The sequence below is a fragment of the Nocardioides nitrophenolicus genome, from assembly GCF_016907515.1.
GTDB lineage: Bacteria > Actinomycetota > Actinomycetes > Propionibacteriales > Nocardioidaceae > Nocardioides > Nocardioides nitrophenolicus.
Window position 1 is genome coordinate 1,505,338 of record NZ_JAFBBY010000001.1, and the last position, 20,703, is coordinate 1,526,040.

The 20,703-nt window shown below is 70.8% G+C and carries 22 protein-coding genes; 12 read left to right on the forward strand and 10 right to left on the reverse strand.

Annotated elements, in window-relative coordinates:
* Positions 1-106: 106 nt before the first annotated feature.
* Positions 107-1,273, reverse strand: a complete 1,167-nt coding sequence (locus tag JOD66_RS07480; RefSeq protein ID WP_204836270.1) for a nucleotide sugar dehydrogenase — start codon at positions 1,271-1,273, stop codon at positions 107-109.
* Positions 1,274-1,346: 73 nt separating this feature from the next.
* Positions 1,347-2,123: a DUF4143 domain-containing protein gene (locus JOD66_RS28215; protein WP_204836271.1), complete on the reverse strand. Its 777-nt coding sequence runs from the start codon at positions 2,121-2,123 to the stop codon at positions 1,347-1,349.
* A 141-nt stretch (positions 2,124-2,264) separates the two neighbouring features.
* Here JOD66_RS28215 and cysD point away from each other — a divergent pair, with 141 nt between their 5' ends.
* Both cysD and JOD66_RS07495 read left to right on the forward strand, forming a co-directional pair.
* On the forward strand, positions 2,265-3,179 hold the full coding sequence (gene cysD, locus JOD66_RS07490) for a sulfate adenylyltransferase subunit CysD (RefSeq protein ID WP_204836272.1): 915 nt from the start codon (positions 2,265-2,267) through the stop codon (positions 3,177-3,179).
* The gene (locus JOD66_RS07495; RefSeq protein WP_239545127.1) at positions 3,179-4,438 is read left to right on the forward strand and encodes a sulfate adenylyltransferase subunit 1; all 1,260 of its coding nucleotides are present in this window, start codon (positions 3,179-3,181) and stop codon (positions 4,436-4,438) included. Before cysD ends, JOD66_RS07495 begins: the two co-directional genes overlap by 1 nt.
* Before the next feature lie 139 nt (positions 4,439-4,577).
* On the opposite strand, the gene ygfZ is transcribed toward JOD66_RS07495, so the two are convergent.
* From ygfZ to JOD66_RS07515, 4 genes are read right to left on the reverse strand one after another with little or no spacing between them, the layout of a single operon-like run.
* Positions 4,578-5,543, reverse strand: a complete 966-nt coding sequence (gene ygfZ, locus JOD66_RS07500) for a CAF17-like 4Fe-4S cluster assembly/insertion protein YgfZ (protein ID WP_204836273.1) — start codon at positions 5,541-5,543, stop codon at positions 4,578-4,580.
* Positions 5,540-6,007: an adenylyltransferase/cytidyltransferase family protein gene (locus JOD66_RS07505; RefSeq protein ID WP_204836274.1), complete on the reverse strand. Its 468-nt coding sequence runs from the start codon at positions 6,005-6,007 to the stop codon at positions 5,540-5,542. The genes ygfZ and JOD66_RS07505 overlap by 4 nt, the downstream gene beginning before the upstream one ends.
* Complete coding sequence (locus JOD66_RS07510; RefSeq protein ID WP_204836275.1) at positions 6,004-6,429, reverse strand: Fur family transcriptional regulator; 426 nt, start codon at positions 6,427-6,429, stop codon at positions 6,004-6,006. The genes JOD66_RS07505 and JOD66_RS07510 overlap by 4 nt, the downstream gene beginning before the upstream one ends.
* Positions 6,422-6,916, reverse strand: a complete 495-nt coding sequence (locus JOD66_RS07515) for a heme-binding beta-barrel domain-containing protein (protein ID WP_204836276.1) — start codon at positions 6,914-6,916, stop codon at positions 6,422-6,424. Before JOD66_RS07515 ends, JOD66_RS07510 begins: the two co-directional genes overlap by 8 nt.
* A 54-nt stretch (positions 6,917-6,970) precedes the next feature.
* On the opposite strand from JOD66_RS07515, the gene JOD66_RS07520 reads away from it, so the two are divergent.
* From JOD66_RS07520 to JOD66_RS07535, 4 genes are all read left to right on the forward strand, one after another.
* Positions 6,971-7,333: a DsrE family protein gene (locus JOD66_RS07520; protein ID WP_204836277.1), complete on the forward strand. Its 363-nt coding sequence runs from the start codon at positions 6,971-6,973 to the stop codon at positions 7,331-7,333.
* A 12-nt stretch (positions 7,334-7,345) separates the two neighbouring features.
* Positions 7,346-8,200 (forward strand): SGNH/GDSL hydrolase family protein, encoded by an 855-nt coding sequence (locus JOD66_RS07525; protein ID WP_204836278.1) that lies wholly within the window; start codon positions 7,346-7,348, stop codon positions 8,198-8,200.
* A complete protein-coding gene (gene dtd / locus JOD66_RS07530) occupies positions 8,200-8,628 on the forward strand; it encodes a D-aminoacyl-tRNA deacylase (protein WP_204836279.1) in 429 nt (142 codons plus the stop codon). The genes JOD66_RS07525 and dtd overlap by 1 nt, the downstream gene beginning before the upstream one ends.
* A 272-nt stretch (positions 8,629-8,900) precedes the next feature.
* On the forward strand, positions 8,901-9,818 hold the full coding sequence (locus JOD66_RS07535) for a hypothetical protein (protein ID WP_204836280.1): 918 nt from the start codon (positions 8,901-8,903) through the stop codon (positions 9,816-9,818).
* A 39-nt stretch (positions 9,819-9,857) separates the two neighbouring features.
* Here JOD66_RS07535 and JOD66_RS07540 read toward each other — a convergent pair whose 3' ends face one another.
* Together JOD66_RS07540 and JOD66_RS07545 are read right to left on the reverse strand one after the other, a co-directional pair.
* Positions 9,858-10,325 carry a DUF4395 domain-containing protein gene (locus JOD66_RS07540; RefSeq protein WP_204836281.1) on the reverse strand — a complete coding sequence of 156 codons (468 nt, stop codon included), beginning with the start codon at positions 10,323-10,325 and terminating at the stop codon, positions 9,858-9,860.
* Positions 10,325-10,750, reverse strand: coding sequence for a TlpA family protein disulfide reductase (locus JOD66_RS07545; protein ID WP_307823373.1), 426 nt, complete (start codon positions 10,748-10,750; stop codon positions 10,325-10,327). The genes JOD66_RS07540 and JOD66_RS07545 overlap by 1 nt, the downstream gene beginning before the upstream one ends.
* Positions 10,751-10,975: 225 nt before the next feature.
* Here JOD66_RS07545 and JOD66_RS07550 point away from each other — a divergent pair, with 225 nt between their 5' ends.
* From JOD66_RS07550 to JOD66_RS07565, 4 genes are read left to right on the forward strand one after another with little or no spacing between them, the layout of a single operon-like run.
* Positions 10,976-11,239, forward strand: coding sequence for a hypothetical protein (locus JOD66_RS07550; RefSeq protein ID WP_204836283.1), 264 nt, complete (start codon positions 10,976-10,978; stop codon positions 11,237-11,239).
* Positions 11,239-12,762 carry a sodium:solute symporter family protein gene (locus tag JOD66_RS07555; protein WP_204836284.1) on the forward strand — a complete coding sequence of 508 codons (1,524 nt, stop codon included), beginning with the start codon at positions 11,239-11,241 and terminating at the stop codon, positions 12,760-12,762. Before JOD66_RS07550 ends, JOD66_RS07555 begins: the two co-directional genes overlap by 1 nt.
* A gap of 38 nt (positions 12,763-12,800) precedes the next feature.
* Positions 12,801-14,126, forward strand: coding sequence for a M20 family metallopeptidase (locus JOD66_RS07560; RefSeq protein ID WP_204836285.1), 1,326 nt, complete (start codon positions 12,801-12,803; stop codon positions 14,124-14,126).
* Between the two features lie 28 nt (positions 14,127-14,154).
* Positions 14,155-14,934, forward strand: a complete 780-nt coding sequence (locus JOD66_RS07565) for an SDR family NAD(P)-dependent oxidoreductase (RefSeq protein ID WP_204836286.1) — start codon at positions 14,155-14,157, stop codon at positions 14,932-14,934.
* Between the two features lie 21 nt (positions 14,935-14,955).
* Here JOD66_RS07565 and JOD66_RS07570 read toward each other — a convergent pair whose 3' ends face one another.
* Positions 14,956-15,966 (reverse strand): response regulator transcription factor, encoded by a 1,011-nt coding sequence (locus tag JOD66_RS07570; RefSeq protein ID WP_204836287.1) that lies wholly within the window; start codon positions 15,964-15,966, stop codon positions 14,956-14,958.
* A 72-nt stretch (positions 15,967-16,038) separates the two neighbouring features.
* Positions 16,039-17,607, reverse strand: a complete 1,569-nt coding sequence (locus JOD66_RS07575; RefSeq protein ID WP_204836288.1) for an APC family permease — start codon at positions 17,605-17,607, stop codon at positions 16,039-16,041.
* A 217-nt stretch (positions 17,608-17,824) separates the two neighbouring features.
* On the opposite strand from JOD66_RS07575, the gene JOD66_RS07580 reads away from it, so the two are divergent.
* On the forward strand, positions 17,825-19,111 hold the full coding sequence (locus JOD66_RS07580; protein WP_204836289.1) for a class-III pyridoxal-phosphate-dependent aminotransferase: 1,287 nt from the start codon (positions 17,825-17,827) through the stop codon (positions 19,109-19,111).
* A complete protein-coding gene (locus tag JOD66_RS07585; protein WP_204836290.1) occupies positions 19,111-20,700 on the forward strand; it encodes an aldehyde dehydrogenase family protein in 1,590 nt (529 codons plus the stop codon). The genes JOD66_RS07580 and JOD66_RS07585 overlap by 1 nt, the downstream gene beginning before the upstream one ends.
* Positions 20,701-20,703: the final 3 nt, after the last annotated feature.

Here is a 20,703-nt window from a genome sequence, read left to right on the forward strand (position 1 = left end):
CGAACTGCCTCCACGGTACCCCCGGGGCCCCACCCGATCCGTCCTCTGATCGGTGGACACCCCGTAGTCAGTTCGGGTGGTCAGCTCGGGTGGTCGGCTCGGGTGGTCAGTCGCGGCCGTAGATGTCGCGGGTGTAGACCTTGTCCGCCACGTCCGCCAGCGCCTCACTGCGCCGGTTCGCGATGATCACGTCCGCCGCCGCCTTGAAGGCATCCAGGTCCCGCACCACCTCGGAGCCGAAGAACGTCTCCTCCCCCAGCTCCGGCTCGAACACGATCACCGGCACGCCCTTCGCCTTGATCCGCTTCATCACGCCCTGGATCGACGACATCCGGAAGTTGTCCGACCCCTCCTTCATCGTCAACCGGTAGATCCCCACCACGCGCGGCCGGCGGAACAGGATGTCGGCCGCCACGAAGTCCTTCCGCGTGGTGTTGGCGTCCACGATCGCGCTGATCAGGTTCTGCGGCACGTGCCGGTAGTTCGCCTGCAGCTGCTTGGTGTCCTTCGGCAGGCAGTACCCGCCGTACCCGAACGACGGGTTGTTGTAGTGGGTCCCGATCCGCGGATCCAGGCCCACCCCCTCGATGATCTGCCGGGTGTCGAGCCCGTGCACCGCCGCATAGGTGTCCAGCTCGTTGAAGTACGCCACCCGCAACGCCAGGTAGGTGTTCGCGAACAGCTTGATCGCCTCCGCCTCCGTCGAGCCGGTGAACAGCACCGGCACGTCCTCGTCCAGCGCGCCCTCGACCAGCAGGTCGGCGAACCGGTGGCCCGCCTCGGTGTCGGAGCCGACGATGATCCGCGACGGGTGCAGGTTGTCGTGCAGCGCCCTGCCCTCGCGCAGGAACTCCGGGCTGAAGATGATCGAGGCCCCCAGATGCCGCTCGCGCAACCTGCTGGTGAACCCCACGGGCACCGTCGACTTGATCACGATCCGCGCCAGCGGGTTCACCGCCAGCGCCTCCGCCGTGACCGCCTCCACCGTCGAGGTGTCGAAGCAGTTGGTCACCGGGTCGTAGTCCGTCGGGGTCGCGACCACCACGTACACCGCGTCGGCGTACGCCTTCTCCCGGTCCACCGTCGCGGTCAGGTCCAGCTCGGCGTTGCTGAGATGGTCCTGCAGCTCCGGATCGATGATCGGCGAGGTACGCCGGTTGACCAGATCCACCCGGTCCTGGTCCACATCCAGCGCCCACACCTCGTGATGGCGCGCCAGCACCACCGCATTGGACAGCCCCACGTAGCCCGTCCCCACCACCGCGATCTTCACCCCGCGACAGTAGGAGATCCCGGGAACGGGCGCACGAGAAGATCATGACCGGTCGGTGACGGTTGGCCGACGCTCACTGCTCCCACAGGGTCGCGATCGGCAGGCTCCACAGTCGGGGCCCGTGCACGTGCCCCCGGCCGGCGGTGTTGAGCACCACCCCGCCACGGAACCGGCCACCGGCGCGCCGGGACAGCGCCTCGAGACCGGTGAACTGGTGCGGGCGCAGGCTCGCGGCGGTGCGCACCTCGATCCCGTACAGGCCGTCGTCGGGCAGCTCGACCACCAGGTCGACCTCGAGGCCGTTGCGCTCGCGCAGGTATGCCACCCGGTACTCGACCGCGCTGGTCGGCTGCTGCCGGAGCAGCTCGGCGGCCACCATCCCCCGCAGCAGCGGCGCGAGCCGGCTGCGCCCGGACAGCTCACCGAGCTCCTCGACCGACACCCCGGCGAGGTGCCGCGCCACGGCCGGGTCCGCGAACATCGCCCGCGGGCGGCCGATCGCGCGCTTGGCCGCCGCGGCCCGGCTGCCGGGCAGCAGGACCACCACGCCGAGGCGCACCAGCAGCTCGACGTACGGCGACAGCGTGGTGACCGGCAGCCCGGCCGCCGCCGCGATCCGGGCCTTGTTGAGCTCGGCGGCCGGCGGGTCGGCCAGCGCGCGCAGCACCGCCCACATCCGGTCCGGATCGAGGCGGCGCAGCGCCCGCGCCCGTCGTACGACGTCGGCGAGGTGGTCGGCGACGCCCGGCCGGTCGGTCAGCGCCACGTAGTCGGGCACCGACCATGGCGTGCGGACCTCCCCCGGTACCAGGGCACGGGAGCCCAGACGGGCGACGAGGTCGGCGGCCACGCGGCGAGCGTAGGCCGTCGTACGGACAAACTCGTCGATTTGTCTGAGCGACACGCGCAGATGTCCCCCTGGCAGGCCGGGCATGGCACGATGAGCGGGCCCTGAAGGCAGCGAAACGTCGAAAGGACAGGTCGCCCAGGCATGACTCAGACCCACAGCGACTACCGCCTCAGCCAGCTGGACCAGCTGGAGGCGGAGTCGATCCACATCTTCCGCGAGGTCGCGGCCGAGTTCGAGAAGCCCGTCCTGATGTTCTCCGGCGGCAAGGACTCCATCGTGATGATGCGCCTCGCGGAGAAGGCGTTCTACCCGGCGAAGATCCCGTTCCCCGTGCTGCAGGTCGACACGGGCTACGACTTCCCCGAGGTGCTCGCCACCCGTGACAACTGGGTCGACCGGCTCGGCGTGAAGCTGATCGTCGCCAGCGTCGAGCAGGCCATCAAGGACGGCATCGTCGTCGACGACGGCAAGACCTCGCGCAACCGGCTCCAGATCGGCACCCTGCTCAACGCCATCGAGGAGAACGGCTTCACCGCCGCCTTCGGTGGCGGGCGGCGCGACGAGGAGAAGGCCCGCGCCAAGGAGCGCGTCTACTCCCACCGCGACGAGTTCGGCCAGTGGGACCCGAAGAACCAGCGTCCCGAGCTGTGGAGCCTCTACAACGGGCGGCTGCACGAGGGCGAGCACATGCGGATCTTCCCGATCTCCAACTGGACCGAGCTCGACATCTGGGACTACATCGGCCGCGAGGGCATCGAGATCCCCAGCATCTACTTCTCCCACCAGCGCCGCGTCTTCCAGCGCGACGGCATGCTGCTCAGCGAGAGCGAGCACAACCCGCTCCGCGACGGCGAGGTCGCCGAGGAGCGCACCGTCCGGTTCCGCACCGTCGGCGACCTGACCCTGACCGGCTGTGTGGAGTCCACCGCCAGCACCATCCCCGAGATCATCGAGGAGGTCGCGGTCGCCCGGGTCACCGAGCGTGGCGCGACCCGCGGTGACGACCGGTTCTCCGAGGCTGCCATGGAGGACCGCAAGAAGGAGGGCTACTTCTGATGGCCGGCACCAACATGGACCTGCTCCGCTTCGCCACCGCGGGCTCGGTCGACGACGGCAAGTCGACCCTGATCGGGCGGCTGCTGCTCGACTCCAAGTCGATCTTCGAGGACCAGCTCGAGGCGGTCGAGGCCACCAGCGAGGCGAAGGGCTACGACTACACCGACCTCGCGCTGCTCACCGACGGCCTGCGCTCCGAGCGCGAGCAGGGCATCACCATCGACGTGGCGTACCGCTACTTCGCGACGCCCAACCGCAAGTTCATCATCGCCGACACCCCCGGGCACGTGCAGTACACCCGGAACATGGTCACCGGCGCCTCCACCGCCGACCTCGGCCTGGTGCTCGTCGACGCCCGCCAGGGCCTCACCGAGCAGTCGCGCCGGCACGCCGTGATCCTCTCCCTGCTGCGCGTCCCGCACCTGGTGCTCGCGGTCAACAAGATGGACCTCGTCGACTTCGACCAGACCATCTACGAGAACATCTACCGCGAGTTCACCCAGTTCGCGACCAAGCTGAACGTCCCCGACCTCGAGGTCATCCCGATCTCGGCGCTCCAGGGCGACAACGTCGTGACCCGCTCCGAGAACATGCCGTGGTACTCCGGTCCCACGCTCATGCACCACCTCGAGCACGTCCACGTCGCCTCCGACCGCGACCTGATCGACGCGCGCTTCCCGGTGCAGTACGTCGTACGGCCCAAGTCGGACGAGTTCCACGACTACCGCGGCTACGCAGGTCAGGTCGCCGGCGGCGTCCTCAAGCCGGGCGACGAGGTGGTCGTCCTGCCGTCGGGGATGACCTCCAAGATCTCCAAGATCGACCTGTTCGACAAGGAGATCCCCGAGGCGTTCCCGCCGATGAGCGTCACCGTCCACCTCGAGGACGACGTCGACGTCTCCCGCGGCGACATGATCGCCCGGGTCAAGAACGCCCCCGTCCCCAGCCAGGACATCGACGCGATGATCTGCTGGATGACCACCTCCCCGCTGCAGCCGCGGCAGAAGCTGGCCATCAAGCACACCACCCGCACCGGCCGGGCGCTGGTCAAGGACATCCAGTACCGACTCGACGTCAACACGCTGCACCGCGACCAGGCCACCAACGAGCTCGGCGTCAACGAGATCGGCCGGGTCACGCTGCGCACCACCGTGCCGCTGCTGTGCGACCCGTACTCCAAGAACCGCACCACCGGCTCGTTCATCCTGATCGACGAGGCGACCGGCGTGACCGTCGGCGCCGGCATGATCAACGGCTGACCCGGCACAAACTGGCTCCGGGAACGCGCCGACCCGGCAGAAGGTAACTTCTGCCGGGTCGGCGTGCTTTTTGAGCCAGTTTCTGCCGGGTCGGCCCGATTGACGAGCCAGTTTCTGCCGGGTCGGCGCGATTCGGGGGCTAGTTCGAGCCGGGTCGGTGGGGGCGGAAGTGCAGGCCGACCTCGGGGTCGACCAGGACCTCCTGGGCGGCGGGCAGTCCGTCGACGACGAGCGGCGCGGTCACGTCGGTGTTGCGCTTGAGCAGCGCCAGCGCGATCGGGCCGAGCTCGTGGTGGCGGGCCGAGGAGCCGACCAGGCCGGCGGCCCGGCCGCCCGCCTCGGGCAGCACCTCGGTGCCGGGGGTCGGGAGCCGGTTCTCGGAGCCGTCGAGGTGGAGCAGGGTGAGCCGGCGGGGCGGGCGGCCCAGGTTGTGGATGCGCGCGACGGTCTCCTGACCGCGGTAGCAGCCCTTGTCGAGGTGGACCGCCCCCCAGGGCCGGTCGACGATCCAGCCGACCTCGTTGGGGATGGTGCGCTCGTCGGTGTCGATGCCGAAGCGCGGCTCGCCCCGCTCGATCCGCAGCGCCTCGAAGGCCCACAGGCCCGCGGCCGGCCCCGCCGCCTCGGCGTACGACGCCAGCTGGTCGCGCGGCACCAGGTCGTAGCGGCCCTCGCCGACCGGGCGCCAGGCGACGGCGACGGACGAGGTCACGTCGCTGATCTCGACGCGCATCATGAACCTCATCCGCTCGAGGAACTCGATGAGCGCGGCCGCCCGCCCCGGCTCGGTGTGGGCGGTGAACGCCTCGCCGTCGTCGACGCCGGTGAAGGCGTGCTCGACGTGCCCCTGGGGGGAGAGCACCAGCGCCGAGACCCACTGGCCGGCGGCCAGGCCCTCGAAGTACTGGGTGGTCAGGGAGTGCAGCCAGGTCAGCCGGTCGGGGCCGGCGATCCGGAGCACGTCGCGGTGGGAGAGGTCGACGAAGCCCTCACCGGCCGCGAGCGCGCGCTGCTCGCCGTAGAGGCTGCCGTAGTGGGCCGCGACGGCGGCGTCGATGCCTTCGCCGGCGACGGCGCCGGGGAGGTCGAGGAGGGGCGAGGTCATGTGAGGTCCCGGTAGTGCTCGAGGAGTCTGGTCAACGTGCCGAGGGCTGCCTGCATCTCCTCGATGTGTGCCGGGTCGAGCGTGCGGAGCATCTCCTTGATCTCGGTGCTCGACACACCCGAGGTGCGGGGCAGGTACCTCACCTCGCAAACGTCGGAGAGGTCGTCGAACTTCCCGGCCCAGTCGTCGCCCATCACGAACAGGTCGACGCCGTGCTCGACGATGTCGGCGCGCTTCTGCTCCCAGGAGCGCTCGGGGATGACCAGGTCGACGCCCTTGATGGCGCCGACGATGGCCGCCCGGTCGTCGTACGAGACGACCGACCGCTTGCCCTTCCCGGCGTTGAACTCGTCGGTGGACACGCCGACGACGAGCCGGTCGCCGAGCCCGGCGAGGCGCTCGATCAGCCGCAGGTGGCCGATGTGGAACAGGTCGAAGGTGCCATAGGTCAGCACGGTGGTCACGGGTTCTCCCCTTCGCAGCGGGCGCAGCGGCCGAAGACCGTGAGGTGGCCCAGGTCGGGGACGAAGCCCCGGGTGGCCAGGGCCGCCACGAAGGGCGCCGCCTCGGCCTCGTCGACCGAGATCACCTCGCCGCAGCCCCGGCACACCAGGTGGAAGTGCACGTGCCCCCGCGTCGAGTGGTACGTCGGCGCCCGGTCGGAGAGGTGCGCGTGCCGGATCAGGCCGAGCTCCTCGAGCACCTCGAGCGTGCGGTAGACGGTGGAGGCGTTGATCGTGCTCACCGTGCGCTGCACGTGGGCGAGCACCTCGTCGGGCGTGGCGTGGCCGAGCTCGTCGACGGCGCCGAGGATCAGCTCGCGCTGGGGCGTGAGGCGGTAGCCCCGCTCACGCAGGGCGGCGCGCCAGTCGGCGTCGTCAGGCACGCTTCAGCCTCGCCCACAGGTGCGGCTGGAGCGGCTGGCCCATGGCGGCCATGTCGAAGGCGTAGAGGAGGTCGCCCTCGACGTTGCCGTACAGGCGCTTGCCGGCGACGTACTCCTTGGCGGTCTCGGTGCGCGCGACCGCGTCGGTCGTCCACTCGAACTTGCCGTTGTCGGCCTCGCCCTCCCAGATCTCCGCGATCCCCGTGTTGTGGGTCAGCAGGATCTCGAAGCGGCCCTCGCCCACGCCCCGGATGAAGCCGGTCTCGATCGCGGCGTCGCGGACCTTCTCGTTGTTCTCGTCGATGATCCACGAGCGCGCCATGTAGTGGAAGAACGGCCGGCCGTCGTGGGTGAAGATCAGCTCCTGACCGAACTGGAAGGACTCGATCGTCGGGTAGTCGCCGTGGCCGTTGCCACGCCAGGTGCCGAGCATCCACGCGATCGGGCCGCAGTTCGGGTGCAGGTTGTCGGGAAGTTCGAAGGCCACGGTCAACCAGTCTAGGGAATCGCTGATCGATGGCGACTGCGTAGGCTCAGCCCCATGTCGCGCAGCCTGGTCGTCAAGGTCACCTGCGGAGCGGACGACCCGGAGCGCTGCAACCAGGCGTTCACCGTGGCCGCCGCGGCCGCCGTCTCGGGCGTGCCGGTGTCGCTGTGGCTGACCGGCGAGGCGGCCTGGCTGGCGGTGCCGGGCCGGGCCGCGGAGCTGGAGCTGCCGCTCGCGACGCCGCTGCCGGACCTCATCGACGCGGTCCTGGCGTCGGGGTCGGTGACGGTGTGCGGGCAGTGCGCCGCGCGACGCTCCCTCGACGAGTCCGACCTGGTCGCCGGCGTACGGATCAAGGGGGCGCCGGTGTTCGTCGAGGAAGTGCTGGGCGAGCACGTCCAGGCCCTCGTCTACTGAGAGAGTTCAGCCATGCGTCGCCCCACCGCCCTGCTTCTGGCGGCCGCCCTGGCGGTCCCGCTCAGCGCGTGCGAGACGTCGTCGTCCGGCAGCGAGCGGCGCGAGTACGCCGCCCTCGGCGACTCCTATGCCGCCGCCCCGGGTGTGGGCAGCGCCGACTCACCCGCGGCGTGCCGGCGCTCGAAGGACAACTACCCCCACCTGCTCGCCCACGACCTGGACCTGAAGCTCACCGACGTCAGCTGCTCGGGGGCGTCGACCGAGGCCGTGCTGGGCGAGTACGACGCGCTCGGCACCACGCTGGCCCCGCAGATCGAGGCCGTCGGCGAGGACACCGACCTGGTCACGATCGGGCTGGGGTTCAACGACTTCGGCCTGACCATCCGGGTCTTCGTGAAGTGCGTGCAGCTCGGGATGGCCGATCCGACCGGTACGCCGTGCACCGACGCCGACGCGGCGGCCGGCGCCAACAGCACCCGGGCGGCCCTGGCCCAGATGACCCCGCGGCTGACCGCCGTCGTCGAGGCGGTCGCGAAGCGGGCGCCGAACGCCCAGGTCGTGCTGGTCGGCTACCCGACGATCTTCCCGGAGCAGGAGACCTGCGCGAACCTCGGCATCGCCCGGGGCGACCTGCCCCTCGTCCGGGGCATCGTGGCGAGCCTCAACGCCTCCGCGAAGGCCGCGGCCGAGGCCGGCGGGGCGACGTACGTCGACACGGTGGACGCGACCCGCGGCCACGACATCTGCGCCGAGGACCCGTGGATCGCCGGCATCAAGCCGACCGCGGGCAAGCAGGCCCTGTACTGGCATCCGTACGCCGAGGAGCAGCGCGTGGTGGCGGACCTGGTCGCCGAGGTCGTCGACTGATGCGCGCCGTCCTGCAGCGGGTGGCCTCGGCCTCCGTCGTGGTCGACGGCGCCGTGGTCGGGGCGATCGACTCCCCCGGGCTGCTCGTCTATCTCGGCGTCACCCACGCCGACGGCGACGCCGAGGTGGCGTGGATGGCCCGCAAGATCCGCGACCTGCGGATCCTCGACGGCGAGCGCTCGGTCGGCGAGACCGGCGGTCCGGTGCTCGTCGTCTCCCAGTTCACGCTGTACGGCGATGCGCGCAAGGGCCGGCGTCCCACCTGGGTCGCCGCCGCTCCCGGCGTGGTCAGCGAGCCGCTCTACGAAGCGGTGTGCGCCGCGCTCGAAGCGGCCGGGACCCCCGTCCAGCGCGGGGTCTTCGGCGCGGACATGAAGGTGAGCTCGGTCAACGACGGCCCGTTCACGGTGCTGCTCGAGTCGCCGTAGGGGCTGGTTGTCGCCGCGCATCTGACGAATGGGCTGCCAAGCCCGACCTGATACAGCCCATTCGTCAGATGCGCGGCTCCCCGGTGACCCCACCCTGTGGAGGGCGAATCCGCGAGCTCCCGATGAGATCCATGCTCGGTCGCATGGAACTGCCCCATCTCTCTCGAGACGGCGTCGTGGCGCCCGTCCGCGTGGATCCGACCGGGCGGGCCGGACCCACCCGAGGCCAGGCCCGTGGGCCGCGATGGATCAAGGTCGCACCGTGGCACTACGTGCCGGCAGACACCGACCGGAGCCGGACCGACCAGCGCATCGTCGAGGCGATCGCGCCCTTCCCCGCTGGATCGGCCGTCACCGGTTGGGCCGGGCTCCACCTGCTGGGCGCCAGGTGGTTCGACGGCGTCGACGCCGACGGACATCACCTGGACGTCGAGATCGCGCTCGGTCACCAGCAGACGGCGCGGCCACGGCCGGGCGTGCACCTCGTCGAGGAGTGGCTCTTCGACGACGACGTCATCTGGGTCGACGGCATTCCGGTGACCGTGCCCGACCGGTCGGTGACCCACCTCGCGCGCACCGCGCGCAACGACCTCGAGGCGACGCGGTACGTCGACATGGGGGCCTACGACGACCTGGTCTCCCTCTCCGGGCTGGCCAGGTACGCCGCCCGCCTCGGCCCGCGGCCCGGCACCCGGCGGCTCAGACGCGCCATCGAGCAGGGTGACGAGAACGCCTGGTCCCCGACCGAGGTCACGACGCGGCTGCTCTGGAAGGGAGTCTTCCCGGCGCGGACGCTGGTGTGCAACGCACCCGTCTTCGACCTCGCGGGCAGGCATCTCTTCACTCCCGACCTGCTCGATGTCGAGGCCGGTGTCGCCGGCGAGTACGACGGGGAGGACCACGCCCCACGCGAGCAGCGGAGCCGGGACCTGACTCGCCACGAGCTCGCCCGCCGCCACCGCATCGAGGTCGTCACCACGTTGTCGGGACCACACGAGCGCGAGCGCTTCGTCCGGCGACTCCACGGGGCGTACGAGCGGGTGGACGTGGGGGCAGACGCCTCCGCTGGTCGGCGGTCGTGGACCACCGAGCCGCCCTGGTGGTGGGTCGACACCTCGACGGTCTCAGCGCGGCGGGCGCTGACGGCGTACCAGCGCGAGCAGTGGCTGGGTCGCCGTCGTCGCATCTGACGGATGGGCTGTCAGCGACGCGATTTCGCAGCCCGTTCGTCAGATACGACGAGACAGACGCAACCCCAGCAGGTACATCTCGCACCCCAGGCAGAACGCGAACACCGCGTTCAGGAAGGCCGCGACGAAGGCCAGGGCGGCGAAGACCTGGCCGAGCAGCACCGCTCCGGTGGCGAAGCCGATCGTCGCGACGACCGCGAAGACCAGCCCGACGCCCTGGGCGAAGCGGGGCGGTGCGGGGTCCTCGAGGTGGTCGGGGGCGGACAGCCGGGGCCGGACCAGCCGCCGGAAGAGCAGGCCGGTCGGCGTCCTCTGTACGCCGAGACCGGCGCCGACCGCGAAGAGCACCGCCTGGACACCGGTGAGGACCGCGGCGGCGGCGGGCGCGGCGTCGGAGAGCAGCAGGGCGACGGCGAAGACGACGAGCGTGATCGCGGCGGTGAAGCGGGGGCCGCGGGGGTCGATGCCGGCGACGGTGGGAGCGGGGGTGGGAGCAGGGGTGGACATCAGGACTCCTGGAGCGCGGGAAGGGCGGCGAGGACCTGCTCCCGGCGCGGGGCGCCGGCGGCCCGGGTGAGCTCGTGACCGTGGCGGTCGAGGACCAGGGTGGTCGGCGTGCGCCGGACGTCGAGCGCGCGGACCAGGTCGAGATGCTGCTCGGCGTCGATCTCGACGTGGGCGACGCCGTCGACCTTGCCGGCGACGTCGGCGAGCACCACCCGGGTGGTGCGGCAGGGCGCGCAGAAGGCGCTGGAGAACTGGACCAGGGTGGCCCGCTCCCCGAGCGCGGCGTCGGGAACGGCGGCGCTGACCGAGGACCACGCGGCACCGACGGCCGGCGCGGACGCGAAGCTGCCGTCGGTACGCCGGCGGTACAGCCCGAAGCCGGCCGCCGCGGCGACGGCGAGCACGAGGAGCACGAGTCCGGTCACGACTTCCTCCAACCTCGTCGGGGTCCTCGCTATTCCACCGCGGCGCCCTTCGGTCGGACCGTGGTGTCCGAGGCGTGAGCCGCTTTTCCCAGGCGTGGGCATCCGTCAACTGACGGATGCCGGGGGCCTTCGGCGGCCCGGAGTCGGGCACCTGAGCCGATACCGGACGTGACCTGGCGCACATAGTTTCGGGCCATCTCGGTCAGACCGAACCCTGGAGGACCCATGACAAGCGCCATCCGTGCGATGTCGTCACGGACCAAGATGACGATCTTCTGGCTGCTCTTCGGAGCCAGCATCCTGCTCGCCGTGTTCCCGCCGCTGTACCTGGCGGGCAGCGGCATCGACAGCCCGATCCTCGGCGTCCCGTTCAGCGTCGCGTACTGGATCTTCGACGCCCTGCTCGCCACCGGCGCGGTGTGGCTGCTGTGGATCTTCGAGAACATCCGCGGCGAGGTGGGCGAGGAGCCCGAGGAGGTGGCGGCCTGATGTCCACCATGACCGGCTCCATGGCCGTCACGCTCGGCATGCTGACGGCGTTCTTCGCGCTCATCGTCTTCGTGCTCTACGCGACCAACCGCAGCGCCAAGTCGTTCTCCGACTACGCCGTCGGCGGGCGCTCGTTCAGCAGCTGGTACATCGCGATGTCCTACACCAACTCGTGGTGGCCGGGCGCGACGTACACCGCCTTCTTCGGGCTGAGCGTCGGCGCGGGCGTGCTCGGCTTCTACGCCCTCGCCTACTCGCTGCTCGGCGTGACGGCGATGTACCTGATGGCCGAGCGGGCCTGGCTGTGGGGCAAGCGGTACGACCTGAAGACCCAGCCGGACATGCTGGGCCTGCGCTTCCAGTCGCAGGCGGTGCGGGTGATCGCGAGCGCGATCGGCGTCGTGTGCCTGTTCCCGTGGATCGTGCTGGGCATGCAGGCGATGGGCCTGATCTTCCGCTTCGCCAGCTTCGGCCAGTGGTCGGTCACCACCTGCCTGGTCGTGGGTGTCGCGGTGATCGCGGTGCGCCAGATCTGGACCGTGCAGATGGGCATGCGCGGCCTGGTCATCACCGACCTGGTGCAGGGCATCGTCGCCTACGGCCTGGCCGCGCTGGTCTGCCTCGGCATCCTGTTCGGCCCGGCCGACGCCGGCGGCTTCACGGCGCTGAAGGACCTGCCGGACAGCCTGCTCGTGGTCCCGGGTGACGGTGGCGGCTACGGCCCCTGGTACCTCTTCTCCCTCATCGTCACCGGCGTCATCGGCTCGCTGTGCTGGCCCACGAGCTACCAGCGGATCTACACCGCCAAGGGCGTGCGCAGCGTCAAGAAGGGCACCCTGCAGACGATGCTCGTCGCAGGCGGCTTCTACCTGATGCTGACCCTGGTGGCGCTCGCCGCCGCCTCGATGACCGACATCGCCGGCGCCCCGCAGGACGGCTGGTTCACCCTGCTCTACGACCGCGGCGGCCAGTGGCTGCTCGGCATGGCGCTGGTGATCGTGCTGGCCGCGAGCATGGGCTGGATCGACGGCTGCGTCCAGGTGTGCGGCGCGCAGATCGCCAACGACATCGTGCACGTCATCTCCCCGCGCACCGACTTCCAGCTCAAGGTCGTCGCCAAGGGCTCGATGGTGGTCTACATGCTGGCCTCGGCGGTGGTGGCCTACATCGCCTTCGACTACCCACGGCTGCAGCTGCTGGCGCAGATGTCCTACCAGGGCATCGTCCAGCTCGCGGTGCCGATGTTCCTCGGCATGTTCTGGAAGCGCGGCACGAAGGTCGCCGCTCTGGCCTCGATGTGCACCGGCTTCGTGGTCGCGGCGGTCCTCACCTGGAAGTACCCCGACGACATGCCGGGGCTCGGCAGCCTCACCAGCGGCGTACTCGCCCTCGCGATCAACCTCGTCGTGTACGTCGTGCTGGCCTACCTGCTCCCCCACTCGGACGCCGAGCGCCGCCGCGTCGACGAGCTGTTCGAGGCCGGCCGGTCGCGGCCCGAGCCGTCCCTGACCCCCACCCCCTGACCCGCGCGATCCCACCCGATTCCGAACGGAGCTGTGCCATGACATCCCAGGAGACCCATGACCGCGTGCTGGCGGCGGTGGACGCCCTCGAGGACGACCTCGTCGCCACGCTGTCGGAGGTCATCGCGATCCCGAGCGTGAACCCGAAGTACCCGGGCCAGGTGTACGACGAGGTGGTCGGCCTCGAGGGCCGGGTGTCCCGCCTGGTCGGCGAGATCTACGAGGACGCCGGCGCCGACGTCGAGTACTGGGCCGTCGAGGAGGGCCGCGACAACGCGGTCGGCACCCTCGCCGGCTCCGGCGGTGGCCGCTCGCTGATCTTCAACGGCCACGTCGATGTGGTCCCTCCCGGCAATCCCGACCGCTGGACGTCCGGCGACCCGTTCTCCGGCAAGGTCGACGGCGACCGGGTCTGGGGCCGTGGCGCCAGTGACATGAAGGCCGGGCTGGTCGCCCAGGCGTTCGCGGTGAAGGCGCTGCAGCGCGCGGGCGTCTCGCTGAAGGGCGACCTGATCGTCCAGGCGGTCGTCGGTGAGGAGGTGATGGACCACGAGTGCGGGGTGACCTCGACGATCGAGCACGGCTACCGGGCCGACGCCGCGGTGGTCGCCGAGCCGAGCGGCCCGACCAATCTCGGCGTGATCCCGGTGACGCCGGGCCTGCTCTGGTTCTCGGTCACCGTGCAGGGCAAGGCCACGCACTCCTCGATGCGCGGGCAGACGATCCGGGCCGGGGGCGGCGGCAGCGCCGTCGGGGTCAACGCGATCGACAAGGGCATGCTCGTCTTCCAGGCGATGCAGCGCCTCGAGGAGGAGTGGGCGTTCACGAAGACCCACCCGCTCTTCGCGCCGGGACACTTCACCATCCATCCCGGCGTCGTCCAGGGCGGGCCGCACGGGGTCCTGGTGCCGTTCATCCTCTCGGAGTACATGACGATCGAGTACTGCATCTGGTACCCGCCGCAGGACGACCCGGAGACGGTGAAGGCCGAGGTCGAGGCCCAGATCCGGGCGATCGCGCAGACGGACGGCTGGCTGCGCGAGCACCCGCCGGTCGTCGAGTGGAAGCTCAACTGGCCGGCCAACGACCCCGGCGAGGCGGCGAGCGCGATCACCGGCGCGGTGGCCGCCGCGCACGAGCGGGTGTCGGGCCAGACGGCGTACCAGGGGCCGCCGCCGGTCGCCGGCTTCTGCGCCGTCGAGGACTGCTCCTTCCTGACGGCCGCCGGGATCCCGGCGATCAGCTACGGCCCCGGCGACCTGCGGGTCGCCCACGCCGACGACGAGTACTGCCTCATCGACGAGGTGCGTCTCGCCGCACGCACCTATGCCGCGCTCGCGCTCGACTGGTGCGGCGCCGAGTGAACCCCTCCTCCACCGAAAGGACCCGATCATGATCGACCTCAGTGCCAAGAACGCCGTGGTCACCGGAGCCTCCTCCGGCATCGGCCGCGCCATCGCCACCACCCTCGCGAAGGCCGGCGCCCACGTCGTCGTCGCCGACCTCACCGAGGAGGCCCGGGAGGGCGGCGAGGCCACCGCCGCCGTCATCGTCGCCGCGGGCGGCTCCGCGGAGTTCGTGAAGCTCGACGTCACGGCCAGTGCTCACGTCGCGTCGGTCTTCGCCGACCTCGAGGAGCGACTCGGCGGCCTCGACATCCTGGTCAACAACGCCGGGGTGCTGCGGGAGGGCAGCGTGCACGAGACGGACGACGAGACCTGGCGCACCCAGTTCCTGGTCAACGTCGACGGCACCTTCCACTGCACCCGCGAGATGGTGCGCGGCCTGCTGGCGCGCAGGAGCCCCGGCAAGATCGTCAACATCAGCTCGATCAGCGGCTTCCGCGGGAACCCGGGCTTCGCGGCGTACTGCGCCACGAAGGGCGCGATCGTGAACTTCACCCGCCAGGTGGCGCTCGACTACGCCGCGCACGGGATCAACGTCAACGCGGTCGCGCCGGGCTTCGTCACCACCCACATGACGGCGCTCTACGACCAGGCCACCCACGACGCGCTGGCGGCGCAGACCCCGCGCGGCCGTTGGGCGAGCCCGCAGGACGTCGCCAACGCGGTGCTCTTCCTGGCCAGCCCGCTCGCCGACCACGTGGTCGGCGACAACCTGCTGGTCGACGGCGGCTGGACGATCGGCACGCCGGTCGAGCTGGACGCCTGAGGCAGTCGGGACCGAGGAGCCTCAGGTGCGCACGAGCAGGGGGGTGGCGGGCGGCCCCGGAAGCGGGACGATCTCCTCCGCCACCGCCTTGCTCGCCGCGGCGACCCGGGTCGCGCAGCCGAGCTTGGCGAGGATGTGCTCGACGTGGGTCGCGACCGTGCGCGGGCTGAGCGAGAGCGCGAGCCCGATGTCGGGGTTGCCGAGGCCGGTGGCGACCAGGGTGAGCACCTGCACCTCCCGCGGCGAGAGCCGGTACGGCGCCGCCGCCTCGCGCAGCGTGACCAGCACGCCGGCGGCCAGCCGGGTGCGGCGCACCTCGTGGCAGCGACCGGTCGGCGAGACCCAGGCGAAGCGGTGCACCGTGCCGTCGGCGGCGGCCAGCAGCTCGGCGGTCAGCGGGGAGTCGTCGGCCAGCCACCGGTCGCGGCGCAGGCCGGGCAGCGTGACCAGCCGGCGGTCGGCGGTGATCAGCGCCGCCTCGGCCGCCTCCTCGAGCAGGTCGGTCCAGGTGTGTCCCACCGGCGGCCGCATCGCGTCCATCACCGGCGCGATCACCCGCTGCAGCGCGATCAGGGTCTCGATGGCGGAGTCGCTGATCGGCAACGGCGAGTCGGAGCTCAGGTGAAGGGCGCCGGTGTAGCGCCCGTCGCGGGTGAACAGGCAGGTCGTCGACCCCTCGGCGAAGCCGCCGGGGATGAAGACCTCGTGGGCGCTGAACATGTTGCGGTAGTCGGGGATGTCGCACCAGCGCAGCGGTCGCGGGTTGCGGAAGCGCATGGTGAGGAAGGCCGGGTCCTCGTTGACGAAGCCGTCGTTGAGGTAGCTGAGCACCGGGTCGCTGTAGCCGATCTCGGCGACGGTGAAGTGCCGGCCCTCGACCGGGTCGAAGGTCGACAGCGCCGCCGCCTCGAGGGGGATGGCCTCCCCGATCCGGTGCAGCACGGCCGCCGCCCGGTCGGCCGCGGGGGTGGGCTCGACGCAGATGGCGGCCACGTCGGCCACCAGGTCGAGCGGCGAAGGACGACTGCTCATCGGGACTCCCTGCTGGCGATCCCTGAAGCGTACGCCCTCCGCCGCCCTCCCGGGCAGGTCCGAGGAGACGTCTCAGTCGGCACGTTCTTGGGTGTCCTCGAGCACGACCCGGCCGATGGTCTCGTACCGCTCCGGCGCGAACCGCTTGGCCCACAGCGCGAAGCCGAGCCCGGCCAGGCCGACCGCGGCGACGATCCACGGCGACAGCTTGAAGACGATGTCGCTGGCGGCCGCGCCGGCCGCGAAGCCGGCGTTCTCGACGAGCAGCCAGATCACGTAGACCATGCCGATCCCGCCCACGAGCGGCGCGAGGAGGGTGCGGAACCAGTTGGCCGTCTCGGGGTGCTTGCCCTGCACGTGGAAGTAGGCGATGCAGGAGAACGCCGCCAGCGCCTGGACGATGAGGATCGCGGTGGTGCCGAGGATCGCCATCAGCGCGTAGAGCTGGGCGTACGGGTCGCGGTCGGTGAGGTAGAACGCGAGCACGATCAGGGTCGCGATCGTGGTCTGCACGAAGCCCGCGATGTACGGCGAGCCGTGCACCGGGTGCGCCGCGCCCAGCGTCTTGCCGAAGCCGGGCACCAGGTCCTCGCGCCCGATCGCGTAGATGTAGCGCGAAGCGCAGTTGTGGAAGGCCATGCCGCACGCGTAGGAGCCGCTCATCAGCAGGAACTCGAAGAGCACGACCGCCCAGTGCCCGAGGTGCTGCTCGACCGGCCCGAAGAAGATCTGCCCGGCGGTCGAGCCGTCCTGGGCGAGGGCGACGGCGTTGTCCGGCCCGGTGCCGACGATGGCCGACCACGACACGATCACGTAGAAGCCGCCGATGCCGAGCACGGAGAGCATGGTGGCCAGCGGGATGATCCGCTTGGGGTTGCGCGACTCCTCGCCGTACATCGCGGTCGACTCGAAGCCGACCCACGACCAGAACGCGAAGAACAGCCCGATACCCGCCGTGCCCGCGACGGCGAGGGTGGCGCCGGTGTCGGGATGGGTGACCGACCCGCTCAGTCCGTGGAAGGCGTTGAGCGGGTTCAGCGAGCCCAGCGACCAGCCCTGCGGGCCGCCGCCGGAGACCAGGATCGAGATGGTCATCGCGGCGAGCATGACCACCTCGGTGATCAGGAAGCCGCCGAGCACGACGGCGGTGAGGTTGATGTCGAAGTAGGTCAGCACCGCGTTGACCGCGAGCATCAGCAGCGCGTACCAGATCCACGAGATGTCCAGCGCGGTGTGCGTGGCGAAGAAGCTCGACGCGAAGAAGGCGAAGATGCCGACCAGGGCCGCCTCGAAGACGACGTACGCCAGCGTGGTCAGCGATCCCGCGCCCATGCCGACGACCCGGCCCAGGCCGTGGGAGATGAAGCCGTAGAAGGCCCCGGTCGAGGTGATGTGCTTGGCCATCGCCGAGTAGCCGAGCGCGAACAGGCCGAGCACGATGGTCGCGACCAGGTAGCCGGCGGGTGCGTTCGCACCACTGCCGAAGCCGATCGCGATCGGGACGTTGCCGACCATGGCGGTGATCGGCGCTGCGGTGGCGACCGCCATGAACATGACCCCGAGCAGACCGACGGCGTTCGGCTTGAGCCGCTGCACCCCGGTCTCGGCCTCGGACGCGGTACGCGTCTCCTCTGCAGACATGCGGACTCTCTCTCCCGTGCCCCGCGGGCACGTCCGGTTGTGTCCTGGCTCACACCAGCTTCCGCATGCTGGCACTACCGAACAGACCAAATCAAGGTTTTGGTTCGTCCAATTTCTACTGGTTTCAGACCATTGACTTTTTCGGTCTGACTGAACAGGCTTCTCGGTACAAGGCTTCCGGCGACCACCGAGACGGCGCCGACACCAAGGGATGGCGATGCACGACTACGACGCGTTCAGCTTCGACTCGAAGGCAGAGATGCTCGAGAAGTCGGCGCACTACTGGAACCCGGACAAGACGAGGTTCTGGTCCGACAGCGGGATCGACCTGGTGATCGACCGCCGCGAGGGCTACCTGCTCTGGGACATGGACGGGCGGCGGCTGATCGACGTCCACCTCAACGGCGGCACCTACAACCTCGGGCACCGCAACTCCGAGGTGGTCGGCGCGGTCAAGCGGGCGATGGACCGCTTCGACGTCGGCAACCACCACTTCCCCTCCCTGGGCCGGACCGCGCTCGCGGAGGCGCTGGTCGAGTCGGCGCCGGCGAGCCTGACCAAGGTCGCCTACGCCTCGGGCGGCGGCGAGGCGATCGACATCGCCCTCAAGAGCGCCCGGCACGCCATGCAGAAGCGCAAGATCGTCTCGATCGTGAAGGCCTACCACGGCCACACCGGGCTCGCCGTCGCGACCGGCGACGACCGCTTCTCCAAGCTCTTCCTCGCCGACCGGCCCGAGGAGTTCCCGCAGGTCCCGTTCAACGACCTCGACGCCATGGAGCAGGCACTGCGCGGTCGCGACGTGGCCGCGGTGATCATGGAGACGATCCCCGCGACGTACGGCTTCCCGCTGCCGGACCCCGGCTACCTCGAGGCGGTCAAGGCCCTCTGCGAGAAGTACGACGCCCTCTACATCGCTGACGAGGTGCAGACCGGCCTGATGCGGACGGGTGAGCTCTGGGGGATCACCAAGCACGGCATCGAGCCGGACATCCTGGTCAGCGGCAAGGGCCTGTCGGGCGGCATCTACCCGATCGCCGCGGTGCTGCTCAGCGAGCGGGCCGGCGCGTGGCTGCGCGAGGACGGCTTCGGCCACATCTCCACCTTCGGCGGCGCCGAGCTCGGGTGCGTCGCCGCGCTCAAGACCCTGGAGATCAGCCGGCGGCCCGAGGTCCGCTCGATGGTGCACTACATCGCCGACCTGGTCGGCACCGGGCTGCGCCAGGTGCAGGCCCAGTACCCCGACTGGTTCGTCGGGATCCGCCAGAACGGCGTGGTGCTCGGCCTGGAGTTCGCCCACCCGGAAGGGGCGAAGTACGTCATGCGCGAGCTCTACGCACTCGGCGTGTGGGCGATCTTCTCCACGCTCGACCCGCGCGTCCTGCAGTACAAGCCGGGGATCCTGATGACCCCCGAGCTCGTCGAGGAGCTCCTCGACCGCACCGCGCTGGCGATCGGCCGCGCGGCCGCCGATCCCGCTGTCTCCCGCCGGAGGGCAAGCTGATGGCCGACCAGCCGACCGGACCCGTGACCGCACCCGCACAGGCCGGGCACATGCTCGAGCGTGCCCGCTGGGCCGCCCGCGCCTTCGCGACCTACTCCCCCGGCGACGTCGAGCGGATCGTCCGCGCGGTCGCCGAGGTGGCCCACGCCAACGCCCAGAAGTACGCCGAGTGGGCGGTGCGCGAGACCGGCTTCGGCGTCGTCGAGCACAAGGTCCGCAAGAACCAGGCCTGCTCGCGCGGCCTGCTCGACACCTATGCCGGCCAGGACTTCGTCAGCCCGCGGATCCGCGTCGACGACAAGATCGTCGAAGTCCCCCGCCCGGCCGGCGTGGTGCTGGCGCTGACGCCCTCGACCAACCCGGTCGCCACCGTCTTCTTCAAGGTGATCCTGAGCCTGATGACCCGCAACGCGGTGGTCGTCAGCCCGCACCCGATGGCCCAGGAGTGCTGCCACGACGCGGCCCAGCTGCTGGCCCGGGCCGCGGTCGAGGCAGGCGCGCCGGACGGCATCGTGCAGAGCGTCGCCGAGCCGACCATCCCCCTGGTCGAGGCGCTCATGGGCGACGCCCGCACCAATGTCATCCTCGCCACCGGCGGCACCGGCGTCGTGCGCTCGGCGTACAGCTCGGGCAACCCGGCGATCGGCGTCGGTCCGGGCAACGTCCCGGTGCTCGTCGACGCGACCGCCGACGTGCGCGCCGCCGCCCGGCGCCTGGTCGAGAGCAAGGCATTCGACAACTCCGTGCTCTGCACCAACGAGTCGGTGCTCGTCGTCGAGGACGCCGTCGCCGACCGCCTGCTGCGCGAGATGGAGCGGGCCGGCGCGGCCGTGCTCGGCGCTGACGACGCCCAGCGGCTGCGCGACTACATGTTCCCGTACGGCCGGCTCAACGTGGACGTCGTCGGCAAGGACGCCTCGTGGATCGCCCAACAGGCGGGGATCCGGGTCGGCCCGCGCACCCAGGTGCTCGTGGCTCCGTTCGACGTGGCCGTACCCGAGGAGCCGCTCACCCACGAGAAGCTCTCCCCCGTGCTCGGGCTGATCCGGGTGCCCGACGCGGCGACCGGCATCGCGACCGCCCGCGCGATCGTACGCATCGCCGGCGCCGGGCACAGCGCGGCGATCCACTCCACCGATCCGGCCACGGTGATGCGCTATGCCGCCGACGTCCCGGTGCTCCGGGTGTCGGTCAACGTCGGCAACAGCACCGGCAGCTCGGGCCTCGACACCAACCTGGCGCCGACGATGACCATCGGCACCGGCTTCGTCGGGCGCAGTGCGCTCAGCGAGAACCTCCAGCCGAAGCACCTCGTCGACTGGACCCGGATCGCCTACGACGCCGATCCCGCCGAGGCGATGCCGTCGTACGCCGGGCTGAGCCCGTGGGCCGACCACCGCAGCCCGGTGCCGGCGTACCCGCTGGCCTCGAACGACGACCGGGCGCCCGCCGCCGTCCAGGTCGACGCGCTGATCGACCGGATCGGCGCCCGCACCACGGCCTCCGGCGGGAGTGCCGACGACGCGGCCTTCCGCGAGCAGGTCCGTCGTCTCGTCGTCGAAGAACTCTCCCACCTCATCAAGGGCTGACCC

What these genes read in the sequence shown, in the direction of transcription:
- JOD66_RS07525 (WP_204836278.1), top strand. Translation starts at nt 7,346, where the DNA reads ATGCGTCGCCCCACCGCCCTGCTTCTGGCGGCCGCCCTGGCGGTCCCG.
- JOD66_RS07550 (WP_204836283.1), top strand. Translation starts at nt 10,976, where the DNA reads ATGACAAGCGCCATCCGTGCGATGTCGTCACGGACCAAGATGACGATC.
- JOD66_RS07540 (WP_204836281.1), bottom strand. Translation starts at nt 10,325, where the DNA reads ATGTCCACCCCTGCTCCCACCCCCGCTCCCACCGTCGCCGGCATCGAC.
- ygfZ (WP_204836273.1), bottom strand. Translation starts at nt 5,543, where the DNA reads ATGACCTCGCCCCTCCTCGACCTCCCCGGCGCCGTCGCCGGCGAAGGC.
- JOD66_RS07565 (WP_204836286.1), top strand. Translation starts at nt 14,155, where the DNA reads ATGATCGACCTCAGTGCCAAGAACGCCGTGGTCACCGGAGCCTCCTCC.
- JOD66_RS07495 (WP_239545127.1), top strand. Translation starts at nt 3,179, where the DNA reads ATGGCCGGCACCAACATGGACCTGCTCCGCTTCGCCACCGCGGGCTCG.
- JOD66_RS07585 (WP_204836290.1), top strand. Translation starts at nt 19,111, where the DNA reads ATGGCCGACCAGCCGACCGGACCCGTGACCGCACCCGCACAGGCCGGG.
- JOD66_RS07580 (WP_204836289.1), top strand. Translation starts at nt 17,825, where the DNA reads ATGCACGACTACGACGCGTTCAGCTTCGACTCGAAGGCAGAGATGCTC.
- JOD66_RS07555 (WP_204836284.1), top strand. Translation starts at nt 11,239, where the DNA reads ATGTCCACCATGACCGGCTCCATGGCCGTCACGCTCGGCATGCTGACG.
- JOD66_RS07520 (WP_204836277.1), top strand. Translation starts at nt 6,971, where the DNA reads ATGTCGCGCAGCCTGGTCGTCAAGGTCACCTGCGGAGCGGACGACCCG.
- cysD (WP_204836272.1), top strand. Translation starts at nt 2,265, where the DNA reads ATGACTCAGACCCACAGCGACTACCGCCTCAGCCAGCTGGACCAGCTG.
- JOD66_RS07575 (WP_204836288.1), bottom strand. Translation starts at nt 17,607, where the DNA reads ATGTCTGCAGAGGAGACGCGTACCGCGTCCGAGGCCGAGACCGGGGTG.
- dtd (WP_204836279.1), top strand. Translation starts at nt 8,200, where the DNA reads ATGCGCGCCGTCCTGCAGCGGGTGGCCTCGGCCTCCGTCGTGGTCGAC.
- JOD66_RS07560 (WP_204836285.1), top strand. Translation starts at nt 12,801, where the DNA reads ATGACATCCCAGGAGACCCATGACCGCGTGCTGGCGGCGGTGGACGCC.
- JOD66_RS07570 (WP_204836287.1), bottom strand. Translation starts at nt 15,966, where the DNA reads ATGAGCAGTCGTCCTTCGCCGCTCGACCTGGTGGCCGACGTGGCCGCC.